Below are 22,746 nucleotides of genomic sequence, written 5' to 3' on the forward strand. Positions count from 1 at the left end.
CCTCACAATTATAAAATGGATTAGACATTAAGCTGCTTCTCTGGCAATGGCTGCTGAGATGGACTTCTCTTCGACTTCGGAAGGTTGCCGAATACAATCCAAGAGAATGGTATGAAGCGGGCAAATATAGTTACAACGATCCAAGAACCAACTAGTGCAAGCGCGAAGCCGCCGACATACCAAGCATGGTATACCCATGAGGTGCCCGTGGTAGGCGGATATTGACGATAGACGAGAAGGAAAAAGGGATGAATCAAATAAATTCCGAATGATAGGGCGCCTAGTCTGGACATCAGGTTCGGGAGCCTCAGCGGCAGCTTGCGATAAAGAATGAAGGATAGCTGCAGCAGTACAAGAGCAGACAGGTAGGTATGGGCATTCCATAGAAACTCATACAAGGTTGTATTATAGGAATCTATCTTAAGACGTGTGTTATACCAAATATATACATGAGATAAGCCTGCTGTAAGCCACAATGCCCATATGATCAACCAAGTGGTGATGCGGGCTTTATTGGCATTATCCTTGTTGATGATGATCCATGCTTTTAATTTGGGATAATAGATTCCAAGAGCAGCACCGAGCAGGTAGTATGAGAAATAAGAGATGGACCAGCTGCCTTTGTTAGGCACTGGGTCTTCGAGAACATGCTTGTTAATGATTACAAAAGCCCATTGAATAACGAGACCGGCTGGAACCGCCCATAATACGAGACGAGGGAATTTTTTTAGCAGCCAGAGAAATAAAGGGAACAGCAGATAAAATTGAATACTAATAAATACAAAATATAAATGCGTATAGGCGCTGCCTGTTAACACTTTGGTGAAAAAACTATCTAATGTAGCTTCTAGCGTCCGACTTCTATAATAAGTGAAATGCAGCACGGTGAAGTAGAAGACAGAGAAGACTAGGTAAGGGATGATAATATACAGCAATCTTTTTTTGTAGAAGCTTCCTATTAGCTTAGAGTCTAGCGGTCTTGAGTAATAATTATAAAAAAGAACAAAACTACTTAAAAAAATAAAAGTAGGCGTACCAAATTTCATAAAAATGTTAAAAAAGTTATAAAGAAAATAAAAATTGGAATCTACCATATTAACGGTAGCAAAAGAGGTGGAATGAACCGTTAATACTCCGATGATCGCTATTGCTCTTACAAGCTGCAGTTCAGGAATGTTTTCCTTCTTCTGTAATGAAGCGGCAACCACAACTACTCACCCTCCGACTGTCTATTCTAGTAACTTAGTCATTATAGTATAATGTTTCCATATGCACAATATGTATGAATATCCCATTACAAGTGGGTTATCGTCATATATTGTCTACTCGCGCGGCTGCTTGCGTGCAACTCCGCTCTTAATTGCAGCCTGTATGACTCTGCGTCTTACTTCCTCTACTACCTTCGTATTGAACACACTTGGAATAATATAAATACGGCTTAGCTCTTCTTCTGAAATAACAGAAGCGATAGCTTCAGCTGCTGCCAGCTTCATTTCCTCATTAATCGTAACTGCACGGCTGTCTAGCGCCCCGCGGAAAATACCTGGAAAGCAAAGGACATTATTAATCTGATTCGGATAATCCGATCTGCCTGTAGCGAATACAGCAACGAGATCCTCAGCCAGCTCAGGACGAATTTCCGGCTCCGGATTCGCCATTGCGAATACAATTGGTTCCACAGACATGGATTGTATATGCTCTCTAGTAAGAATGCCCCCTGCGGATACACCTATAAATACATCGGCATCTTGTAGTGCTTCTGTTAGACCACCGGATTGACGTTCTGGATTCGTATGCTCGGCATACCATTGCCACATCGGATTGCTGTAGCTGTTGTCAGCAGTGAGAATCCCTTCGCGGTCAACGCCGACGATGTGCATAGCTCCACCTGCAAGGAGCATTTTGGTGCATGCTGTACCTGCGGCGCCAATACCACATACAACGATTCGCGCTTCTGAAAGGTTGCGCTCCGTAAGCTTAAGAGCATTGAGAAGTCCAGCGTACAAGACGACGGCTGTGCCATGCTGATCATCGTGAAATACAGGAATATCAAGCTCTTCACGAAGCCTCTGCTCAATCTCGAAGCAGCGCGGAGCTGAAATATCTTCCAGATTGATGCCGCCGAATCCCGGAGCCATATGCTTCACAGCAGCAATAATCTCCTCAGTATCCTGCGTATCAAGGCAAATAGGGAAGGCATCTACCTCGGCGAACTGCTTGAACAGCATCGCCTTGCCTTCCATAACAGGCATTGCTGCATAGGGGCCTATATTGCCTAGGCCGAGCACAGCACTCCCATCAGAGACAACAGCAACGGTATTTCGCTTGATCGTTAAGGTATAGGCTTTGGCGGGATCATCATGTATAGCTCTGCAGACTCTTGCGACATCTGGGGTGTAGACCCTTGATAAATCATCGCGGTTCTGAATAGGGGTCTTGGGCTGAATGGTGATCTTGCCACCGAGATGAAGGAGGAAGGTACGGTCGGAGATATGCTTAAGCTTAATTCCAGGAATAGATTGAAGAGCTGCGGAGAGCCGCTCCGCGGCGCCAGCTTCGGTAATTTTAACAGTCAAGTCTCGAATGCTGCGGCTTTTGTCGGTATGAATGACATCAATGGCTACAATATCGCCCCCGGCTGATTCAATGGCAGTAGCTGCCTTGCCGAATTGTCCTTGCTGTGTGTCGATCTCGAGCCTTAGAATAATAGTCTTTCCTTCGATGCTGCGTTCCTTCATTGTGATCCGCTCCTTTTTATCTTGAATGGATAACCAGTGCTAAGTCTCAACTAGAATTCACTTTAGCTTGAACAGACATTCGTTACTCGGGGACAAAAACACCGTCACTGCAAGAGACGCAGGACGGCGTTAGGACAATTCAGCGGGTCATATTGTTGTTTGCGCTTAGTTAGTAGATCGGCTCGGAACTTCTCCGATGCTTCTGAATCATGAATCGCTGTCATCCATTTATCTACGGTTTCAATAGATTCCAACATCTCGCCGAAGCCGTTCTGGATGAAGTGTTCGCAGTTTTCTTCCTCTTGGCCAGGAATGGGCTCGTAGAACAGCATCGGTATGCCCTTGCTCATTCCCTCCGTACAAGTCATGCCCCCCGGCTTCGTGACGAGTACGTCTGCTACGTCCATTAGCTTGCTAACCTCTTTGGTGAATCCAATAATCTTAATATTCTCGTGCTGGAATAACGGATTGTGGAGCATTTTGTCCCGCACCTTCTCGTTATTACCCATACAAAAAATAAATTGCACACTTTCGCGCCATTTGGTCATGTATTCAAGCAGGCTGCCCTCATACATAATGCCCCAGCCGCCTCCCATAATTAATACGGTCGGCATCTGCTTCAGACCGAATTGCTCCTGCACTTCCTGTCTATCATGGATTGTCCAGAAATTAGGGTGAATCGGAATGCCTGTAACCTCAACATTATCAGAGGGAACACCATGGTCTGTCAGCTTCTGTTTCACTATATCGGTGGATACCAGGTATTTATTTGTTTCCTGGTTAACCCATGAGCCGTGTGCGTCGTAATCTGTAATGACTGTACATTGCTTAACATCCTGCCCCAGCCGCTTGAGTCGACTGACAACAGAGTTCGGTCCAGGGTGAGTGCATATGATGAGATCCGGCTTAAGCTGGGTTATGACTTGCGAGGTATGTGTATAGAACATACGGTGTAAGGCAAGCTGGGTGAATCGATTGAACGATTTTTTATAATTGCTGCGGTACATCAAGCCAACCATCTTAGGCTGCGTGCTGACCGTTTTGCGATAGGCCGAAATGATCCAGGGGCCTAACACAGGGTTGAGAAAATTGCCCAGCTCAATGACACGGGTCTGAATGCCCGGATCCAGCTGACGCAAGCCTGCCGCTAGGGCATATGCTGCCTGCGTGTGCCCTGATCCGAAGCCTTCGGAGAGCAGGAGCACTCTTTTCTTACGCATAATGTCACCTACTTTTCTATTTCCATATTACGACTCTGTAGAGGTTAACACAAGTAATCCTGACATGATCTGTTCACATTTTATTAGAGAAGCCTTGTTTTTACTACCTGCTTGCGCGGGTACAGATAAATAATTTATTGTTAAGCTGTTGGCAGGAATAAGCAATAGCTCGGTAATCCAGATGAATGAGCAGTTATAGCTGAAGAAGGAGCAGGTGATGCATAGTGGATAATGATACAGTGAACAAGGCTGATGCCGTATCAGTAGGCGATATCGTTAATGCTGAAGTAAGGACAGGCAAATATGTAGGTGAAATAGTCGAGATCAATGGCTCAAGGGCACTCGTTAAGATTGTTGCTGTGCTGAAGCATCCGGAGCAGGGTGATCTACATAATCCTTATAATCCCGACGTACCTATGTTTCATGAGCGCAGAGCGTTGAGCTATACAGAGAAAACGAACATTCCAGTACGCGCCCTTACACACTATACAGGCATTGTACCCGCTTATAAGGATTCGCTGATGGCTGCTGCGCAGTCCGAGATAGAGACGCTGGATCGATTGAAGCGATGGGCAGAGCTTGGTCTACAGCAGCTTAGACAGCTTGAGAAGGAATATGACAATCTCAAATAACCAAGCAGGTATGATGGAAAAGCACCCCATCCATGGGGCAATAGAAACCATCTATTGCTGCTGGATGAGGTGCTTTTACGTTAGTTTGCTTTATTATTTCATTATTTATTAATAAATGCGGTTTTAATTGGGTCTCGATAAACAACCTGAAGGCCTAGTGCATCGGATAGGGCGGCAAGGGGAAGATAAGTTTTGGTTTCTTTCCCGATCGTGCGCAAAAACGCAGGAGGGCTATTGAGCTTAACCAACGTTCCGTCTATTCTTACCGAGGAGGAGCCGATCGTAAAGACGACTAGATGGCCGTTATACTCGACAGAAGCACTCTGAGCTGCATTGTTCCACTGGAGCCTGGCGCCTATCGCATTGGTAATGTCGCGCATAGGAACGAAGGTACGGCTGCTGCGCAGCACAGGCTGCCATGAAGAAGCGGGAAGCTCTGTACCATTCACGATGACGGAGATTGGCGTAGCAGCAGCACGAGGCCGCACAGTGCGATAGTCTCCCCAGATTACTGTGGAAAAGGTTGTGCCCATAGCTGCATAGCCTTTGCGAGTGGGGTGGATATCTCCATCAGCTATCGATGTTAAGGTTAACTCATTGCTCGCAAATGCAGCACTGACGAAAGCGGGCTTCATCGCATAGCCGTCCGCAGTTAATCGAGCTTCTATCGCTTTCAGGCGCTCCCCAAGCTGGTTGACGCAAGTGATCAGAAATTGCCGATCCTCTTCGGGATATAATGGAATGGTTACGGAGCCTATCTTCATCGGAGCAGGAATAGGCAGATACTGATCGGAAGCTACAATCTGAGCATCGGGATTCAGCTCCAATAGCAATCTTAACGTAGACTCGAGCTGCTGCTCGTAATTGTCCAGCTGCTCCTCGAATATAGCGGCTACATCTTCATGGGGAAGCCCCAGCTCCAACTGGTCGACAATGGCATACAGATCATTGCCGCCTATTGTAATCACAATAAGATCAGCCAAGCGGATGGAATCTGCCATAAGAGAAGTCTGACTAATGACCTTCTCTGCCCTAGGATCAGGCAGTTCAGATTGAATATCATCCGCTGTAACTGCAGCTCCCGATGCAACTGCCTCCACAAGTCGGCCGAAGCCTTCCGTCTTCAGCCCGAGAATGCCGAAGTTCACATATTCAGAGCGAAGGCCATGGAATAATGCTTGCTCGTACACATGCTCTACATACCCATAAGGGACAGATTGCTCGGTGAATCCATGCTCATAGCCAGCGGTTAGAGAATCACCAATGCCTACAATTCGATATATTCCGTCATCCTCTGCTAGGCCTGCAGCAGTTGCAGAATGGCCCCCCAGACTATGTAGGGGTAAAACGAACAAACTAACAGTAAATAATGCCAATAAAGTGCGGGCTCCAACTTTCCTAAACTTGCTATACACCTATGACTCCTCCTTTTGTTAATATACAAGTAAGCTTCCTAATAGATCCGAACAATGACGAAATTAAGCAACATTTATCACAATTATAAAAATATTAGATTGGCTTCCGTTTTGCATAATGTTATATTAATATAATAACCGCATTGGCGGAATACGGCTGAGAAGTTGGTTAACCTTAAACGAAAGCTGTTTGTTGTGTATTTTATTTCAACGGAATACGAACGATTTCCTTCTATATTGGATGAATAGTTTGTTTTCCTGAGTATGCAAGAACAGCAATGGATCGTTTAAGCGAACAGGAATGGTAAGGGCTGGTCGGGTGTGCCTCGCTGGCTGCCGTTCTATATACCGTACCGAGCCCAAGTGAAGCGTCCACTGCGTTTTCGCAAATGGCTTGGTTCCATTGCGCTTGCCCAAAAATCTTCTGATAGAAAGGTTGCATACAATGAAAGAGAAAATTTTTGGATTACCGCCGAAGCAAGGTCTCTACGATCCGCGATTTGAGAAAGATGCCTGCGGCATGGGGTTTGTGGCAAACATCAAAGGAATAAAATCGCATACTGTCATTCGCCAAGCACTGACGCTTTTGGAGAACATGGAGCATCGCGGCGGTCAAGGCAGCGAGCCAAATACGGGAGACGGTGCGGGTATTCTGCTTCAGATTCCTCACAGCTACTTTGCTCGTGAGCTGAAGCAGCAGGAGATTGAACTGCCGCAAGAAGGAGAATATGCGGTAGGTATGGTGTTTATGCCTCAGGATGAAGAGGCGCGCAGCTCATTCGAGCGCGATCTAGAAAATATCATTCGTGAGGAAGGCCAATCACTTGTTGGCTGGCGGACTGTACCTACGAATGACAAGAAGCTTGGCAAATCAGCCCTTTCGGTTAAGCCTTTCGTACGCCAAGTATTTATCGGCAAGAACGAGAGCTTGAAGGACGAATTGGCGTTTGAACGTAAACTATACGTTATTCGCAAGCGTGCTGAACTTGCTATTCGCTATTCCGACAAGAAGTTCGGAGAGATGTTCTACTTCACCAGCTTATCAAGCAAAAAAATCGTATACAAAGGGATGCTCACAACAGAGCAAGTAGGCTCTTTCTACACGGAGCTTAACGATGAATCTCTCGTTACAGCGATGGCTCTCGTCCATTCCCGTTTCAGTACAAATACATTCCCTAGCTGGGAGCGCGCGCATCCGTTCCATTATCTGATTCACAATGGTGAGATCAACACGCTTCGCGGTAACGTGAACTGGATGCATGCTCGTCAGACGCTGTTCGAGACCGAATTGTTCGGCAGCGATATGGATAAAGTAAAACCGGTTATCAACCCAGATGGCTCGGATACAGCAATGTTCGACAATACGCTGGAGTTCCTGTACCTGTCTGGTCGTTCATTGCCTCATGCGGCAATGATGATGGTTCCTGAGCCATGGTCCAACCATGAAGCAATGGATGACGACAAAAAGGCGTTCTATGAGTATCACAGCACATTGATGGAGCCTTGGGATGGACCAGCTGCTATGGCCATTACAGATGGTACGCAGATCTGTGCGTATCTCGACCGTAACGGTCTTCGTCCAGCTCGCTATTATGTAACGAAGGACGATCATATCATTCTCGGTTCTGAAGCGGGTACGGTAGAAATTCCGCCAGAAAATATTTTATATAAAGACCGTCTGCGTCCAGGACGTATGCTCGTGGTAGATACGAAGGAAGGCCGCATCATCTCTGATGAAGAAGTGAAGTCGGAGATTGCTTCCCAGAATCCTTACCGGGAGTGGCTGGATGAGCATCTTGTTGATCTAGAGGATCTGCCAGATGCGCCTGAGCTTCCTGAGCTCGATCATGAAACAGTGCAGCAGCGTCAGCAATCCTTCGGCTATACCTTCGAGGATTTGCGTAAAGTGCTCGAGCCAATGGCTAGCAGCGGCATGGAGCCGATTGCGTCTATGGGCTACGATGCTCCTCTTGCTGTATTGTCAGAGCGCCCACAGCGCTTGTATAACTACTTCAAGCAGCTGTTCGCTCAAGTAACGAATCCGCCAATTGACGCAATTCGTGAAGAAATTATTACAGCTGTAGGCACAACGATTGGGCCTGAGCGCAACTTGCTGAAGCCAGAGCCTGAGAGTGCACGCCATATTAAGCTGGCAACACCAATCTTGTCGAATGAGCAATTCGCTAAGCTGCGTCATGTACGTCGTCCAGGCTTCAAGTCCATTACGCTGCCAATCTTCTTCCCAGCAGCAGAGGGCGAAGAAGGATTGCGTTCTGCACTTAAGCTGATGTGCGAAGCAGCCGACCGCGTTATTGACAAAGGCCATAACATTCTGATCTTGTCCGACCGTGGTGTGGACAAAGAGAATGCGGCTATTCCTGCTCTGCTTGCCGTATCAGCGCTACATCATCACTTGATTCGTCAAGGTACTCGTACGAAGGTAGCCCTGCTTCTGGAATCCGGAGATCCGCGTGAAGTGCATCACTTTGCACTGCTGCTAGGCTATGGTGTCAGCGCAGTTAACCCGTACTTGGCTTTCGAGACGCTTGACGATATGATTCGCCAAGGTCTTCTGAGCAATATTTCACATGAGAAGGCTGTTAAGAACTTTATCAAGGCAGCGACGAAGGGCGTTACGAAAGTATTGTCCAAAATGGGTATCTCGACGATCCAATCGTATCGTGGTGCACAAATATTCGAAGCGCTTGGTCTTAAAGAAGAACTTATTAATGAGTATTTCACATGGACTCCATCACGTATCGGAGGCATTGGCCTTGATGTCATTGCTGAAGAAACGCTCAAATACCATAATCTTGCTTACTCTGAGCAAGAAGGCCGTGTGAAGGATCTTGAATCCGGCGGCGAATATCAATGGCGCAAAGACGGCGAAGAGCATTTGTTCAGCCCGCAGACGATTCATACGCTGCAGATGGCTTCCCGTGCCAATGATTACAAGCTGTACAAGAAGTTCTCTAATCTTGTACAAGGCGAAGACAAGAAGCATATGATGCTTCGTTCCTTGCTTAAGTTCAAAGATGGCTTGCAGGCTATTCCTCTTGAAGAAGTAGAGTCGGTTGAATCGATTCTGACGCGCTTCAAGACGGGTGCAATGTCCTTCGGTTCGATCAGTAAGGAAGCTCACGAAAGCCTGGCTATCGCGATGAACCGTCTCGGCGGCAAATCCAATACAGGTGAGGGTGGAGAAGATCCAGCTCGCTTCATTCCTGATGCGAATGGTGATTCCCGTCGCAGTAAAATCAAGCAAGTCGCATCGGGACGTTTCGGCGTAACGAGCAACTACTTGGTTAACGCCGATGAGATTCAGATCAAGATGGCACAAGGCGCGAAGCCTGGTGAGGGCGGACAGCTTCCAGGACGTAAAGTATATCCTTGGGTTGCTGAGGTTCGTGGCTCAACTCCAGGTGTAGGCCTGATCTCGCCTCCTCCACATCATGATATTTATTCGATCGAGGATTTGGCAGAGCTTGTTCATGATCTGAAGAATGCGAATCCACGTGCACGTATTAATGTTAAGCTCGTATCTGAGGTAGGTGTCGGCACGATTGCAGCCGGTGTTGCGAAAGCTCGCGCAGACGTTATTATGGTCAGCGGCTACGATGGAGGAACAGGTGCATCTCCTATGAACTCGATCCGTCACGCGGGTCTGCCGTGGGAGCTTGGACTTGCAGAGACTCATCAGACGCTTATGATGAATAACCTGCGTGACCGTGTAGTCATCGAAACCGACGGTAAGATGATGAATGGACGCGACGTTGCAGTAGCTATTCTGCTTGGAGCAGAAGAGTATGGCTTCTCAACCGCACCGTTAGTCGTTCTCGGCTGTGTGATGATGCGTGTATGTCAACTGGATACTTGTCCTGTCGGCGTAGCAACACAAAATCCAGAGCTTCGTGCGAAGTTCATGGGTGATCCAAGCCATGTCGTTAACTACCTGCGCTTCGTAGCGGAGGAGCTGCGCGAGATTATGGCTGAGCTCGGATTCCGTACCATTAAAGAAATGGTTGGCCGTGTGGATATTCTTGAATCCAAGCAGCTGGTTGATCATTATAAAGCCAAAGGTCTTGACCTTGCTCCATTGCTGTACCAACCGGATGTACCGCAGGATGCTGCGCGTCATAACGTACAAGAGCAAAATCATGGTCTTGAGCTGTCGCTGGACGTACAGCATCTCGTGCCTGCAGCTCAAGCAGCGATCGAAAGCGGCGAGCGTGTACGCGGTTCATTCCCGGTATGCAATACGAACCGTGTTGTCGGAACGATCCTTGGCAGTGAAGTGACACGTCGTTACGGTGCAAAAGGCTTGCCAGAGGATACGATCTCATTCCACTTCACAGGTTCTGCTGGTCAGAGCTTCGGCGCATTCGTACCGAAGGGTATTACACTCTCGCTCGAAGGCGATTCGAATGACTATGTCGGTAAGGGACTGTCAGGCGGTAAAATAATCGTTGCTCCATCTCCGAAGGCGACATTCGTTGCAGAGGAGAATGTTATTATTGGTAATACAGCGCTATATGGCGGTACAGACGGAGAGGCTTACATCCGTGGTATTGCTGGCGAACGGTTCGCGGTACGTAACAGTGGCGTGAAGGTCGTTGTAGAAGGCGTGGGCGACCATGGCTGTGAATACATGACCGGTGGACGCGTTGTTATTCTAGGGGAAACAGGACGTAACTTTGCGGCAGGGATGTCTGGCGGTATTGCTTATATCTATGATCAATCCGGTGAGTTCTACAAGCATTGCAACCTCGAGATGGTGCTGCTTGAGAGACTTGAGGAGGAAGCGGATATTGCTGAGCTGCGCGGTATGATCGAACGCCATACTGAATATACAGGTAGCGGCATCGGTAATCAGGTTCTTCAGGACTGGGATGCATCGCTTGCTAAGTTCATCAAAGTTATTCCGAAGGACTACAAAAAAATGCTGGAGCATATCCGCAAAGCTGAGGATTCCGGTCTGACATCGGATAAAGCATTGCTTGCGGCTTTTGAAGCCAGCATGAAAGAGCTCGCTCGTACTGGCGGCTAATATAGCTTATAAACAAAGGAAAAACCGTGACTCTGTTAACAGAGTCACGGTTTTTCCTTTGTTATCGCCTAGCCATAATAGATTATTCGACAAATAGTTACCAAAAAAGAAAAAATACGCTGTCATCATACGACATAATCTAGCTTTTGTATTAGGTATAATAACATTGTTGTTCGAAATATACATAGAGTAGGAGTCGGATATGATGCATGGAGAGTATGCTGTAGCCAAAGGAGATAGTCGTATGGAATTAGATATTAGAGAGATATTGGTACAAATGGGCATTCCATCCGAGAAATGGCCTGCTGATCTAGTTATACCCGAGAACGAAGAGAACTAATTCATCATACGCTCAGCACGAACGAATGCAATGAAGCGCTTGGTCTCGTCAGCTGTCAGCTTGCGCCCATCTACGCTTAAGTTATATTTCTGCAAAATCTCCTCATCGGATAATTCCAGATGATCAACAAAGTTTTTTATATCTTCGCTTAAAGCCACCTGAGGATTCAACGTCCTGCCAACCAAATAATCAATCGTTACTTGGTACAGGTCAGCAAACTTCGCCAAAGTTTCGGTATCAGGTTCTCTGCGATTTTTTTCGTAATGAGATAATGCAGCCCTGGAAATGCCAAGCTTTGCTGCGGTTTGCTCCTGTGTCCACCGTTTTTCATCCCTCAATTGAGCAATTCGGTTTCCGATATTCATCCTAATTCCTCCTAAAATAACCGATTTCCGCTACACCTATATTAATACGGAAACGTTAGAAAAGCATTTAATGAAACGAAATGTCGCAATTTAATTGTTTATCCATTAATTATGGTTGACATGTTACATATTGTATCGTAGAGTTAGGGGTATGTAGGATACGTTTTGTATCATTTATATGTTGTACAAAATCAAATTCCTTTATACCTAGGTTTATCGGAATTTTAGAGCTAGGAGTGAATGATGGACGCTCAATTTAGTACTTTACGCACAAATATCCGGTTAAAGCTTAATGAAGGAATTAAGGCCGACCTGGGATTGCTTGATGAACAGGGTCTTCTCTTAACAGGGTCCACAGCACCAGTTGTCCTCCTTAATATGAACCAATCAGGATTAGGCTTCTTATCTGGATTAAGGCTTCCTGTAAACAAGGGCTACATGGTGGATTTTTATGTGCGTATAACGGGCATTTCACTTAATTTACGGGGGCATATCGTTTGGAGAGAAAAGCGTGACAATCTATACGAGTATGGAGTAGCGTTCCACCCACCTAACAGACTCAAAACCATTCTTATTCGTATTCTGAACCAAGAGATATTAAGGCAAAGCCCCGGCCAATTCAAAATTCATCAGCTCTATAGAAAGCTGAATCAGGATGTGAGAAGGGTTAGGGAGAGCAAGACGAGGGGCTCAGAGCTGAGATAAGCACTATTTATTTTATTACTAATAACAAGTATACAGTCGGGGTGGGATGACCTATGTCGAGACCTATGTCTAGACCTAATGATAATCGCAAGCTTATTACCTATTTAAATCCAGACTCTCCGATAGCAGAAGCCTATCGTTCTCTTCGTACCAACATTCAGTTCTCGTGTATAGATGAACCGCTCCAGACAATCATGGTAACCTCCTCACAATCGGGGGATGGTAAAACCACGACTATAGCGAATCTTGCAGTCGCTTATGCACAAGAAGGCAAGAAAGTGCTCATTATTGACGCAGATTTGCGTCGGCCAGCTCTACATACGATTTTTGCCCAATCTAACCAGTCCGGACTAACCAATGTGCTTGCTAATCAAGTTGAATGGCAGGAAGCGATTCACAGCACCTCGACGGAGCATTTGTTCTTCTTAGGCTCGGGACCGACACCACCTAACCCTTCCGAGATGCTAAGCTCCAAAAAAATGAATGTACTAATTGAACAGCTGAAGGAGCATTATGACATCATTTTATTCGATGCCCCGCCTTCTCTAATCGTTACAGATGGACTTATTCTGGCTTCGAAATGCGATGGCGTTATTGTGGTCATCAGCGTTGGCATGACGAAGCGTCAACAGGCCAAAAAGCTGTATGCCAGCTTAGAGCATGTAAAAGCTAGAGTGCTTGGTGTCGTTCTGAACAATAAGAAAAAGAAAAACAAAGATCAGATGTATTACAAATATTACGGTATGAATTAGGTTGTGACTGGAGGCAGCTCGGTTTGAAAATTGTTGTATTGGCTGAAGGAATGGAAGAGCAGTTGTGGCCGCTATCAAGCGTTAATCGTCCCAAATCGTTGCTGCCTCTGCTGCAGAATCCAGAGGGTGCTGCTGAATCGCTGCTGCAGCGCCTCTGGAGACAATTACAGGCGAGTGATCTAGGTTCACAAGCTTTTGTCACAGTGAGCAGTATGCATGCGGATTGGTTGCTGGGGCAGCTTGGCGCGGCAGCTCGGCTCATTCGATTACCTCAGCATGCGAATGTTCTCCCCTCTATAGCGCTTGCAGCTTCTTATCTGTATTCCGTTGCAGGAGCTCCTCTCACGGAGTCGCTCATCGTTATTCGAGCTGACCTATATCTCGATGATGCGAAGTTCGATGAGTTAATAGCAGCTCTCTCGGAGCTTCCTCGCTCTGGAGATAAGGGCTTCACAGCACTCGAGAGCATTGGCGGAATTACCGCTATACGAATGAATTCACTCCTTACAATGCTAACGTCAAGCAGCTTGCCCGTCCCCTATGAGCAGTTATACATGCAGTTCGAACGATTGAGCGAGTCTCCTATGAATAAGGAATGGACAACCCTTCATGAAGGTGTTCTGACTTCGCTGCGTGCAGATGCAGGCATGTCGCTTGTAGATGGCTGGATGAAGCTCACTGAGGTTACAAGGGATAGCCAAGTGGGGAAGGGCAGGATGATCGGAGCATGCAATAATAGCTATCTTTTTAATGAGCTGAATATCCCAATAGCTGTGGTAGGACTGTCGAATGTCATCGTGGCAGCTGGCCCTAATGGTATTCTGGTGACGAATCGCGATACACCTATTCCATTCGGAGAATTAGCTGACATGCTAGATAATCGGTCTCCATATGTGGAACGAAGCTGGGGAAGCGCTCAGGTGCTGGAGCATAGCCAGCATGAGGAGCAGCAGGTAATGATTAGACGAATGACCGTGAAAGCGGGACATAACATCAGCTGCGAGCTTCATTTGACTCATAAAAAAGTATGGACGATCGTATCGGGTGAAGGGGAACTGCTGCTGGACGGTACGCTCAGCATGATTAAACCCGGCGATGTGGTGGAGATTGGTATTAGAAAATGGCATAGTATGCGTGCAAATTCTGAGCTTGTGTATCTAGAGGTGCAGAGCGGAGCCAATCTTGGGGAGGGAATCGTCCTAGCAGATGAATGGGATGATATCCGCAGTCTTATGAATCAGGAGGTACCGTTCTCGTGAAGCGTGGTCTAAAAAGGTCATTGATCGGAGTAAGTATAGGTGTCGCAGTGATCGGTGTGGCGATCATAAGCTATGGCTGGTATTTGTACAGCTCAGTGAAGGATACGGCGGATAAAATCTATGAGCCGATCCCGCCTCAACAGTATGTGAGTAAAGATCCTGAAGTTACTCCAAGCATGGAAGAATTAATTGATGAGGGCAAGCCTTTCACCGTAATGGTAATGGGGGTGGATCAGCGAGGGGATGATCCGGGTCGTTCCGACACGTTAATTGTGCTTGGAGTCAATCCTCTTAACAAATCGATACTCATGTTCAATATTCCCCGAGACACGAGAACCGAGATTGTAGGGCATGGCACTGTGGATAAGATTAATCATGCTTATGCTTTCGGTGGTGCCGAGATGTCGAAGGCAACCGTTGAGCAATTCCTAGATTACCCCATTGATTATTATATTCGAATTAATATGGAAGGCTTCGCCGAGATGATTAATCTAATAGGCGGCGTTGAAGTGAATAATCCGTTCTCCTTCGATTATGGCGGCTATGTTTTTGACAAAGGGACACTGCAATTGGATGGCGAGAAGGCCTTACTCTACTCTCGTATGCGATATGAAGATCCAAGAGGAGACTTCGGAAGAAATGAGCGCCAGCGTGACATCATTAAGAATGTGATGAAAAGCGCGTTAAAGTTCTCCAACATTACACAGATTGAGAAGCTGCTCGGTCAATTGGGCGGTAGTGTCAAGACGAACATTACGTTCGACGAAATGAAAACCTTCCTGAAGGACTATCGTTCTGATCTTGAGAAGATAGATACCGTTGAAATAGCAGGAAAAGGCGAGACGATTAATAAGATTTGGTATTATATCGTGAGTGAAGAGGAAAGAATGAAAGTACATGATTTATTGAAAAATCAGTTAACTACGGCTGTACCGTCCTAGCGAGGGCGGTTTATTTTTCTTATTAAATGTAAACGATTACAAAAAAATAACGACAAAATATGAGGGAAGTATTGACAACTTTCGCTATTTGTCATAAAGTATGAACATAAAGATACATAACGTAACATATAATAAATTATTGATACAATTAGTATATATGAAGTGGGAGTGATATAGTGGTTACAAGAGAGCAGTTCTATTGTGTTGGATGTGCCAAAATGGTACCTATTCTTCAGGCTGATGTATTGTTTCGGACAGGGTTTTTCAAGGTTATTCATCCTATGGGCTGCTGTATAGAATGTATGGCTAAGCAAGAGAAGACGCAAGCTGACACGATATCGCATCTGAAAGAAGAAGGTCTGGATGGCTATCTGCCAATAAGCGCACAGACGACTGCCGAGCTGATAAGACCACTTGTATATAGCTGTACGGAAAACCTCTATTCTACAGAAATTGTGTAGATAGAGGTTTTTTTATATAATGAACACGAAGTATTAAATTCCAGAAATAGGGGGTTAGCAGGAATGGAGCAGCCGATAGTTCGATTGCACAGCGTGACGAAACGAATCGGGAGCAAGACGATCATCGACCAGTTGTCACTGGATTTACCAACCGGTGAGGTATTTGGTTTCCTTGGACCTAATGGTTCGGGTAAAACGACTACAATTCGTATGATGGTTGGACTTATGTCGCTAACTTCTGGCGAGATTACCATCGGAGGCCATAATATAAGTGGGGATTATGAGAAGGCCATCCGCAACGTCGGGGCAATTGTAGAAAATCCTGAAATGTATAAATATTTGAGCGGCTATCAGAATCTAATTCATTATGCGCGAATGATTCCGGAGATTACGGCGGAACGGATTGATGAGGTTGTTGCACTTGTCGGACTGGAGGCACGCATACATGATAAAGTCCGGACCTATTCCCTAGGGATGAGGCAGCGGCTTGGTGTAGCTCAAGCTATACTGCATAAGCCTAAGCTGCTTATTCTGGATGAACCGACTAATGGTCTTGATCCAGCGGGTATAAGGGAGCTGCGAGATTATCTCCGGCAGCTTGTGAAGCAGGAAGGCATTGCGGTATTCGTCTCTAGTCATCTGTTGTCGGAGATGGAGCTTATGTGTGACCGTGTAGCCATTATTCAGAGCGGGAAATTAATCGATGTCATTACGATACAAAGGGAACGCAGCTCTGAGGCCAGCTCCCGAGTTCAGTTCGAGGTGGACAGAGCGCAGGACGCCCTTCAGATGATGATCAGCTCCGGTCATGAGGCAAAGCTTGATGGCGGCTCTCGAATTGCTATTGAGGCGGATAGAGAGCTTGTAGCAATGCTTAATGCTCAGCTAGTAGCAGCCGGTATTAAGGTGTATGGCATAAGCGTACATAATAAATCTTTGGAGGATCAATTCCTGGAAGTGACTGGAGGCGAGCGTATTGTTTAATTTTGTGCAGCTCGTTAGAAACGAGAATTTGAAAATTTATGGTCGTGCCAGAGCATGGGTCATGCTAGGAATTATGCTGGGGCTGAATCTGGTCATCTCGCTCATCACCTTCTTTGTAAGCAATGAGATGCCAACCATGTGGATGATGATGAACATTGAGGCTGTTGTTTCCTTCCTGCTGGTGACGACCTTCACAGCGGTTATCGCAGCAGCAAGTGTAGCTGATGAGTTCACAACAGGTACGATCAAGCTGCTGCTCATCCGGCCATGGTCGCGTTCCAAAATACTATTATCCAAGTATATATCGGTTCTCTTATTTGGACTGCTTCTGACAGTGGTTCTGTATGTGTTCACCTTTGTACTCAATATTCTGCTATTCGGCTATTCAAACGCCCCTGCTTCAGAGGAGTTCTCTCCGCTAGTAAGCGGTTCAGCAGCTTCATTCATGCTGAAGTATTATGTATTGAAATTCATACCCTTGGTTATAACAGCGACCCTGGCCTTCATGCTCTCCACCGTGTTCCGCAGCGGGGGTCTTGCGATTGGCCTGTCATTGTTCCTCATACTCGGCGTGAATACGCTAATGAAGCTTGTTGCCATGCTAGATTATGAGTGGATCGATTATTTGATCTTCGTACATCTGGATCTAGTGCAGTATTTGGTGCAAGCGCCGCTGCGCGAAGGGATGACAATGGGCTTCTCACTCCTTAACCTTGCCGTCTATTATGTCATATTCATAGCTCTCACTTGGTACGTATTCAATAAGAGAGATGTGGCTGCGTAGAAGGAAAGCACGTGAATAAGCCGTTCTCTGCTGGTATCTGTCTTGGGAGACAGAAGACCTGCAGGGAACGGCTTCATGCTGCCAGTTATAGCTCAGGCGTAAGGTGCATATCGAATCAAGTTAACCTGCTTGTCGCGCTTTTTCTCTGTCCTTGTCCTTCGGCAGATCCTTCGCTGCTGCAGGATTATCCGTCTCGGACAGCGGTCTCGTACGTGTCTCCTGAGGACGTTCCATCCGGCAGCTGCCATTGATGCTGCCCCCATCATGAATGATAAGCGTATGCGCGGTCACATTACCTGTTATTTGACCAGTGGCCGTAATAGTCAGTCTGCCTCTCGTTGTGATTTCACCATGTACTTTGCCGGCAACTGTAACGTCTTTAGCACTAATGCTAGAGCGGGCAATGCCCGACTCCCCAATGATGACATCTCCCATGCATTCAATGTCACCGCTGTACTCTCCTTCAATTCGAAGCCCTGCTTCGCAAATCATTTTACCCTCAGCATGTGTTCCCTGTCCGATTAATGTATCCGTAATAGTAATGCGCTTATTATCTTTGAACATAAACAATTAGTCCTCCTTCACGAGCCGCAAATACTTGAGAGGATTAACGGCTTCTTCTTTTTGTGCAATCTCAAAATGTAAGTGGGGTCCGGTACTTCTGCCGGTCGAGCCGAGTAAGCCAATCTTCTCGCCACGCACGACAGTGTCACCCTCTTGTGCTTCAATATGTTGGAGATGCATGTAGACGCTTTTAAGTCCATTGTGGTGATCAATAATGATGTAGTTCCCCTCTGAGCTGCTGTAGCCGGTTTCCGATACGTCTCCATCTGCGGCACTAAATACCGGATCGCCAAGCTTTCCGGAGATGTCGACGCCGGCATGAAAGGTTGAACGACCGGTGAAGGGGTCCTTGCGGTAACCGAAGCCTGACGTCATCTTGTGGGACTTCGTCGGCCAGCCGGAGGGAATAGCATCCATCTCAGCCTTGTGTGCGATAGCACGCTGGAGCGATTGCTCCATCGTTTCTTCCATCGAATCAACCATAGAGCTAAGCGCTTGGAGGTCGAGTGAGGATTTGCGTGCCATGGCGGCAAGCTGCTTCGTCTGGTAGGAAGCAGGAGAGAGACGGGAGACTGCATCAGCAGTTGACGCCGACGAGCTATTCGTTCTACTTGTGCTGTCCATACTAGATGGGGTGACGACACTGCCATATTTCTCAACAAATTGTTTAAGCTTGTTCTCTAGTTCCTGAAGGTCATTCACCCTGGTTTGCATATCTTGCGATTGGCGTGACAGGCGGACTATTTCCTGCTGTAAGGAGACGATCGCTTCCTCCTTGCTGGATACCGTTTGTGTGAACTGAGCAGTCTGCTGAGACAATTGATCCTCCAGTTCATCAAGCTCGTATGCGGATTTAATCTGAAGCCCGGCAATACAGCCTGACACAGCGAGCACTGCAGCAGCAGGGGCAGCTACAACCGACCGCTTCGATACGTGAAACTGTTTGACGTCTTTGTCAGCGCCGCGCATCACCACGAGTGACCATAGGGGCTTCCGCGCTCGTTTCAATAGTCGTTCTCCTTCCGGCCGGTATGAGATTTTAGAACGTTCTAATGCTATTTATTCTAAAAAAGACAGAAACATGCCAAAAAAAGAAAGCGGCTCTTCTGCGAGAACCGCTTTCTATCGTTATTATTAGGAAACATTAATCTTTGAGAGTGCTTCTTCCATTGCTGGAGTGAATGCGAAGACACGGCCCTGTGATTGCTCTGGTGGAAGAGTTGCAAGCTGGTCGATTCGGCGCTGAACCTCATCCTTCAGCTCGGCTGCCCGGCTCCAATATTGCTCTTGGTTAGCCGTATCGCTCTCGCCAGCAGCTACGTATTCTACAATGGCCTTCTCATAGAATTGAATATCCCATTGGAACTTGCTGATCCCTTCATCTAGCACCTTGAGGAGCTCAGCTGTTTGGCTGTCTTGCTTGAATGAACGATATTCAGCAAGTAGAATTCCACGGTTATAAGGGTCATGCTCCTTAGCTTGCTTCAAAGTCTCAAGGGCGTCATCCCACAACGCTTGGTCCTTAAGCTGGGCGTAGGATTGCTCCAGCCATTCAAATTTGGTCAAACTGAAAGCTGAATGATCCGGTGACTTCTTAATCGCCTTGTTCAGGGATGGCAGCAGCTGGCTAAGCTGTACTTTACCTTGTGAAGCGATGCCGATAGCTTCCTGGAAGTTATTATGTGCGCTCAATTGCCGCGAAGACATAATGAGCAGAATAATGGTCATTAGGCCGACAGCTGACGGATAGACGATATGACCCAGCCTTTTGAAGGAGGATAGTCTATCCATAGTGAGCAGCTTGCCATAAGGTGCCAGCATACATCCTAAGCTAATAAACACAAGAGAGCTCAAGTAGACATAGCTCATGTCAAAGTCTAAGGCACTATGCATGAGAATGGCTAACGAGAAGATGAAGAAGATGAGGTGGCTTCCCCGTCTCTCTGGGAACTTCATATAAGCTCTAATGTACAGCAGATACATATAAGCAAGTAGAGCGATCAAGAGGAGAACGCCGATCCAGCCGATCTCTACGAGCGTCTGTACGAAATAGCTGTGGGCTTGACGGCTCCAATAGGGATTGTTCTGGTATTGCTCATATACAGCCTGCCAGCCGCCGCCTCCAGCGCCGAGCAGTGGATAGTCAGCGGCTACCTTCAAGCCATCCTCGTAGAACGTAAGGCGTTCAAGCACGCTATGCTGCTGTAGATTAATATTCTCGAAGCGGACAGCGATTTTGTCAGGAAGAAGACCGCGTATTCCGCTGCTCGTAAGCAGAAGGACGACAGCGAGTACCCCGATAACAATAATCGATGCCGGCACGGCAGCGAATGACCACTTGCGCTCAGCTAGCTTCGAGGTCTTTGCTTCCAGCCAAGGATACAGCTTCACGTGAATGAGATGGATAAGTCCAGCAGTTATGATGGAAGCTCCTGCGAGCAGCAGCCAGCTCTGTAATGGCAGCTTGCTGAATAGAGAAATCGTCTGAACTTCTTTCTCTGCTGTGGGCTGTACGATAGCAGCTATGCTATCTGCATTAGCTGTTATTTTGCCCAAGATGGCTAGAGTGAACAAGGCTGAGACCGCCAGATAGGCGATATAAGCGATCTGTCTGGACAAGCTCAGGAATGGCATAATGATCAGCACCATTACAGGGATAACGACAATTGCACCTCGTGAATAGGTCAGCAGGAATGACACAATAATCGGTACCAGCATCATTGCGTTAGCAGCGCGCATATACCAGCGGGTGCAAGTAGCTGTGTAATAGACAGTGATCAGCAATACGGCTGTCAGAAAAGCAGCATATGTATTGGAGTATTGGAAAACAGATGTTAATCGGTAGCCATCATGCGCCAGCCATAGCGCATCACGATAATACTGCTGGCCAAATAGATTAAGCAGGCCGAAGAATACGACAATGTAAGAGCTCAGCATGAGAGCATATTCGATTATTTTGCGTGTCTGCAGCTTCTCGGCTGCATATAACCCAGTGATGAATAGAGCTGCTAATAGAAAGGCGATATACATCATAAATTTGGCATAATAGCTCGAAACAGCTTGGAAGGATGACAGCCAATAAACGACAGGAAGCAGCAAGACGGCAATCGACAAAATACTTCGATGACTATTAAGCTGCCAATTGCTGCGGAAAAGATAGAAACAGGTTACAACTAATAGCACATAGCTATAAATAACTGCCTGATAAATGGCGGACTCGAAGCCATACTCAAACCCATTAAACAGCGCCTTCTGATAGGCGAAAATAAGGACAAATAACGCTAGCCCAATGGTTAGAATCCAGCGTAGTAAAGGGGAATCAGCAGAATTAACCGCTGTAACCTTCGTGCTGCTTGTTGCATTTTTTCGTGCGCTCATGTACAAACTCCTCGCTCAATAGTGTTACTCTCCACCATGTATTTTAACAAAAGAGGAAATAGATTACTATATGGGAGGGGATATTAGGGGCGATGGGGGTTGTGGGTTGTGGGAATATAACGAAAACAAACTCGAAATATCCGAGAATCTCGTAATACATATTCTACAATATTCGGGAGATTAGAGGCGGGAAAGGTATTCATAGAGGGTAAACTTTGATAGAATGGTAAGGATGCATTCATCACGAATATTTGGAGGAAATGTACAAATTAATATAAATAGGATGTAACAAATTCGTTTCAATAGTTACCACTACAAGTTTTATAAGAAGTTGGAGATGAAATAAATTGATTCTAAAAATATTTAGGTACTTAAAACGGAATAAAAATATTATTTTACAATTTATTAAAAGAGAAACGATAAGTCGATATAAAGGATCTCAACTAGGTTTTGCATGGACAGTACTTACGCCATTGTTGATGTTATTAGTATACACTTTCGTTTTTGGTGAAATATTTCAGGCCAAATGGAAATCTAACAGTACGAGTACTATAGAATTTGCTATTATTATTTTTTGCGGCTTAACTACCTACAATTTATTTTCTGAAGTAATATCCAGATCGCCACATCTAATAACGGGAAATCCTAACTATGTAAAAAAAGTTTTATTTCCTTTGGAAACATTTCCTGTAATAACTTTGGGAACTGCTCTAGTTAATGCTTGTATCAATTATGTTCTCGTAATTATATTTCAAGCCCTATTCGGCGGTGGAATCAGTTGGACTGTTTTACTTATGCCGATAGCTATTATGCCAATCATTATGTTTACATTAGGTCTATCATGGTTTCTTTCATCCTTGGGCGTATATCTAAGGGATATTGGGCAGATCATTGGAATTGCCGTACAGGCATTAATGTTATTAAGCCCAATTCTCTATTCGGTAGATGTTATTCCAGATCATTTCAAATGGTTTTTCTATATAAATCCTATAACATATTTTGTAGAGGATATTAGAAGTATTATTATTTGGGGTGAAATACCTGACATAAGTACCTTCCTAGTTGAATGCATACTGTCTGCAGTAGTTTTCGTTTTAGGTTTAATATGGTTTAGAAAAACAAAACAAGGCTTTGCTGATGTCTTGTAAGAAAGGTGTATGC

The 22,746-nt window shown here is 46.0% G+C and carries 19 protein-coding genes; 11 read left to right on the forward strand and 8 right to left on the reverse strand.

From position 1 onward, the window contains the following. Nucleotides 1-20: 20 nt before the first annotated feature. The 3 genes from AC6ESP_RS02585 to AC6ESP_RS02595 all read right to left on the reverse strand — a co-directional run bounded on the left by AC6ESP_RS02585 (nt 21) and on the right by AC6ESP_RS02595 (nt 3,958). Nucleotides 21-1,208: an acyltransferase gene (locus AC6ESP_RS02585; protein ID WP_497095114.1), complete on the reverse strand. Its 1,188-nt coding sequence runs from the start codon at nt 1,206-1,208 to the stop codon at nt 21-23. Nucleotides 1,209-1,322: 114 nt separating this feature from the next. Next, nucleotides 1,323-2,738 (reverse strand): NAD-dependent malic enzyme, encoded by a 1,416-nt coding sequence (locus AC6ESP_RS02590; RefSeq protein ID WP_497095115.1) that lies wholly within the window; start codon nt 2,736-2,738, stop codon nt 1,323-1,325. A 104-nt stretch (nt 2,739-2,842) separates the two neighbouring features. Next, the gene (locus AC6ESP_RS02595) at nt 2,843-3,958 is read right to left on the reverse strand and encodes an MGDG synthase family glycosyltransferase (RefSeq protein ID WP_497095116.1); all 1,116 of its coding nucleotides are present in this window, start codon (nt 3,956-3,958) and stop codon (nt 2,843-2,845) included. 224 nt (nt 3,959-4,182) lie between these two features. On the opposite strand from AC6ESP_RS02595, the gene kapB reads away from it, so the two are divergent. Further along, nucleotides 4,183-4,590 (forward strand): kinase-associated lipoprotein KapB, encoded by a 408-nt coding sequence (gene kapB, locus AC6ESP_RS02600; RefSeq protein ID WP_497095117.1) that lies wholly within the window; start codon nt 4,183-4,185, stop codon nt 4,588-4,590. A gap of 101 nt (nt 4,591-4,691) precedes the next feature. On the opposite strand, the gene AC6ESP_RS02605 is transcribed toward kapB, so the two are convergent. Next, nucleotides 4,692-6,005: a stalk domain-containing protein gene (locus AC6ESP_RS02605; protein WP_497095118.1), complete on the reverse strand. Its 1,314-nt coding sequence runs from the start codon at nt 6,003-6,005 to the stop codon at nt 4,692-4,694. Between the two features lie 445 nt (nt 6,006-6,450). On the opposite strand from AC6ESP_RS02605, the gene gltB reads away from it, so the two are divergent. Together gltB and AC6ESP_RS02615 are read left to right on the forward strand one after the other, a co-directional pair. After that, nucleotides 6,451-11,052 (forward strand): glutamate synthase large subunit, encoded by a 4,602-nt coding sequence (gltB, locus tag AC6ESP_RS02610; protein WP_497095119.1) that lies wholly within the window; start codon nt 6,451-6,453, stop codon nt 11,050-11,052. Nucleotides 11,053-11,257: 205 nt separating this feature from the next. Then, nucleotides 11,258-11,392 carry a hypothetical protein gene (locus AC6ESP_RS02615; RefSeq protein WP_497095120.1) on the forward strand — a complete coding sequence of 45 codons (135 nt, stop codon included), beginning with the start codon at nt 11,258-11,260 and terminating at the stop codon, nt 11,390-11,392. Here the strand turns inward: AC6ESP_RS02615 and AC6ESP_RS02620 are convergent. Continuing rightward, nucleotides 11,389-11,757, reverse strand: coding sequence for a helix-turn-helix domain-containing protein (locus tag AC6ESP_RS02620; protein WP_497095121.1), 369 nt, complete (start codon nt 11,755-11,757; stop codon nt 11,389-11,391). The genes AC6ESP_RS02615 and AC6ESP_RS02620 overlap by 4 nt on opposite strands. A gap of 243 nt (nt 11,758-12,000) precedes the next feature. Between AC6ESP_RS02620 and AC6ESP_RS02625 the strand changes: the two genes are divergently transcribed. From AC6ESP_RS02625 to AC6ESP_RS02655, 7 genes are all read left to right on the forward strand, one after another. After that, entirely contained in the window at nt 12,001-12,462 is a 462-nt protein-coding gene (locus tag AC6ESP_RS02625) for a PilZ domain-containing protein (protein WP_497095122.1), read from the forward strand. A 65-nt stretch (nt 12,463-12,527) separates the two neighbouring features. Then, entirely contained in the window at nt 12,528-13,214 is a 687-nt protein-coding gene (locus AC6ESP_RS02630; protein WP_497095123.1) for a CpsD/CapB family tyrosine-protein kinase, read from the forward strand. A 23-nt stretch (nt 13,215-13,237) separates the two neighbouring features. After that, a complete protein-coding gene (locus AC6ESP_RS02635; protein WP_497095124.1) occupies nt 13,238-14,473 on the forward strand; it encodes a hypothetical protein in 1,236 nt (411 codons plus the stop codon). Then, nucleotides 14,470-15,414, forward strand: coding sequence for an LCP family glycopolymer transferase (locus AC6ESP_RS02640; protein ID WP_497095125.1), 945 nt, complete (start codon nt 14,470-14,472; stop codon nt 15,412-15,414). Before AC6ESP_RS02635 ends, AC6ESP_RS02640 begins: the two co-directional genes overlap by 4 nt. Before the next feature lie 176 nt (nt 15,415-15,590). Then, entirely contained in the window at nt 15,591-15,875 is a 285-nt protein-coding gene (locus AC6ESP_RS02645; RefSeq protein WP_497095126.1) for a hypothetical protein, read from the forward strand. A gap of 63 nt (nt 15,876-15,938) precedes the next feature. Beyond that, nucleotides 15,939-16,859 carry an ABC transporter ATP-binding protein gene (locus AC6ESP_RS02650; protein ID WP_497095127.1) on the forward strand — a complete coding sequence of 307 codons (921 nt, stop codon included), beginning with the start codon at nt 15,939-15,941 and terminating at the stop codon, nt 16,857-16,859. Further along, nucleotides 16,852-17,643 carry an ABC transporter permease gene (locus AC6ESP_RS02655; protein ID WP_497095128.1) on the forward strand — a complete coding sequence of 264 codons (792 nt, stop codon included), beginning with the start codon at nt 16,852-16,854 and terminating at the stop codon, nt 17,641-17,643. The genes AC6ESP_RS02650 and AC6ESP_RS02655 overlap by 8 nt, the downstream gene beginning before the upstream one ends. Nucleotides 17,644-17,763: 120 nt before the next feature. Here the strand turns inward: AC6ESP_RS02655 and AC6ESP_RS02660 are convergent, their stop codons facing one another. The 3 genes from AC6ESP_RS02660 to AC6ESP_RS02670 form a co-directional block, all read right to left on the reverse strand. Further along, nucleotides 17,764-18,207 (reverse strand): bactofilin family protein, encoded by a 444-nt coding sequence (locus AC6ESP_RS02660; RefSeq protein WP_497095129.1) that lies wholly within the window; start codon nt 18,205-18,207, stop codon nt 17,764-17,766. A gap of 6 nt (nt 18,208-18,213) precedes the next feature. Continuing rightward, the gene (locus AC6ESP_RS02665; protein WP_497095130.1) at nt 18,214-19,215 is read right to left on the reverse strand and encodes a peptidoglycan DD-metalloendopeptidase family protein; all 1,002 of its coding nucleotides are present in this window, start codon (nt 19,213-19,215) and stop codon (nt 18,214-18,216) included. A gap of 126 nt (nt 19,216-19,341) precedes the next feature. Further along, nucleotides 19,342-21,585, reverse strand: a complete 2,244-nt coding sequence (locus AC6ESP_RS02670; RefSeq protein ID WP_497095131.1) for an O-antigen ligase family protein — start codon at nt 21,583-21,585, stop codon at nt 19,342-19,344. Nucleotides 21,586-21,932: 347 nt separating this feature from the next. On the opposite strand from AC6ESP_RS02670, the gene AC6ESP_RS02675 reads away from it, so the two are divergent. Next, on the forward strand, nt 21,933-22,733 hold the full coding sequence (locus tag AC6ESP_RS02675) for an ABC transporter permease (protein WP_497095132.1): 801 nt from the start codon (nt 21,933-21,935) through the stop codon (nt 22,731-22,733). Nucleotides 22,734-22,746: the final 13 nt, after the last annotated feature.

This window comes from Paenibacillus xinjiangensis (assembly GCF_059686975.1).

What these genes read in the sequence shown, in the direction of transcription:
- AC6ESP_RS02650 (WP_497095127.1), top strand. Translation starts at nt 15,939, where the DNA reads ATGGAGCAGCCGATAGTTCGATTGCACAGCGTGACGAAACGAATCGGG.
- AC6ESP_RS02670 (WP_497095131.1), bottom strand. Translation starts at nt 21,585, where the DNA reads ATGAGCGCACGAAAAAATGCAACAAGCAGCACGAAGGTTACAGCGGTT.
- AC6ESP_RS02660 (WP_497095129.1), bottom strand. Translation starts at nt 18,207, where the DNA reads ATGTTCAAAGATAATAAGCGCATTACTATTACGGATACATTAATCGGA.
- gltB (WP_497095119.1), top strand. Translation starts at nt 6,451, where the DNA reads ATGAAAGAGAAAATTTTTGGATTACCGCCGAAGCAAGGTCTCTACGAT.
- AC6ESP_RS02630 (WP_497095123.1), top strand. Translation starts at nt 12,528, where the DNA reads ATGTCTAGACCTAATGATAATCGCAAGCTTATTACCTATTTAAATCCA.
- AC6ESP_RS02595 (WP_497095116.1), bottom strand. Translation starts at nt 3,958, where the DNA reads ATGCGTAAGAAAAGAGTGCTCCTGCTCTCCGAAGGCTTCGGATCAGGG.
- AC6ESP_RS02590 (WP_497095115.1), bottom strand. Translation starts at nt 2,738, where the DNA reads ATGAAGGAACGCAGCATCGAAGGAAAGACTATTATTCTAAGGCTCGAG.
- AC6ESP_RS02615 (WP_497095120.1), top strand. Translation starts at nt 11,258, where the DNA reads ATGCATGGAGAGTATGCTGTAGCCAAAGGAGATAGTCGTATGGAATTA.
- AC6ESP_RS02625 (WP_497095122.1), top strand. Translation starts at nt 12,001, where the DNA reads ATGGACGCTCAATTTAGTACTTTACGCACAAATATCCGGTTAAAGCTT.
- AC6ESP_RS02620 (WP_497095121.1), bottom strand. Translation starts at nt 11,757, where the DNA reads ATGAATATCGGAAACCGAATTGCTCAATTGAGGGATGAAAAACGGTGG.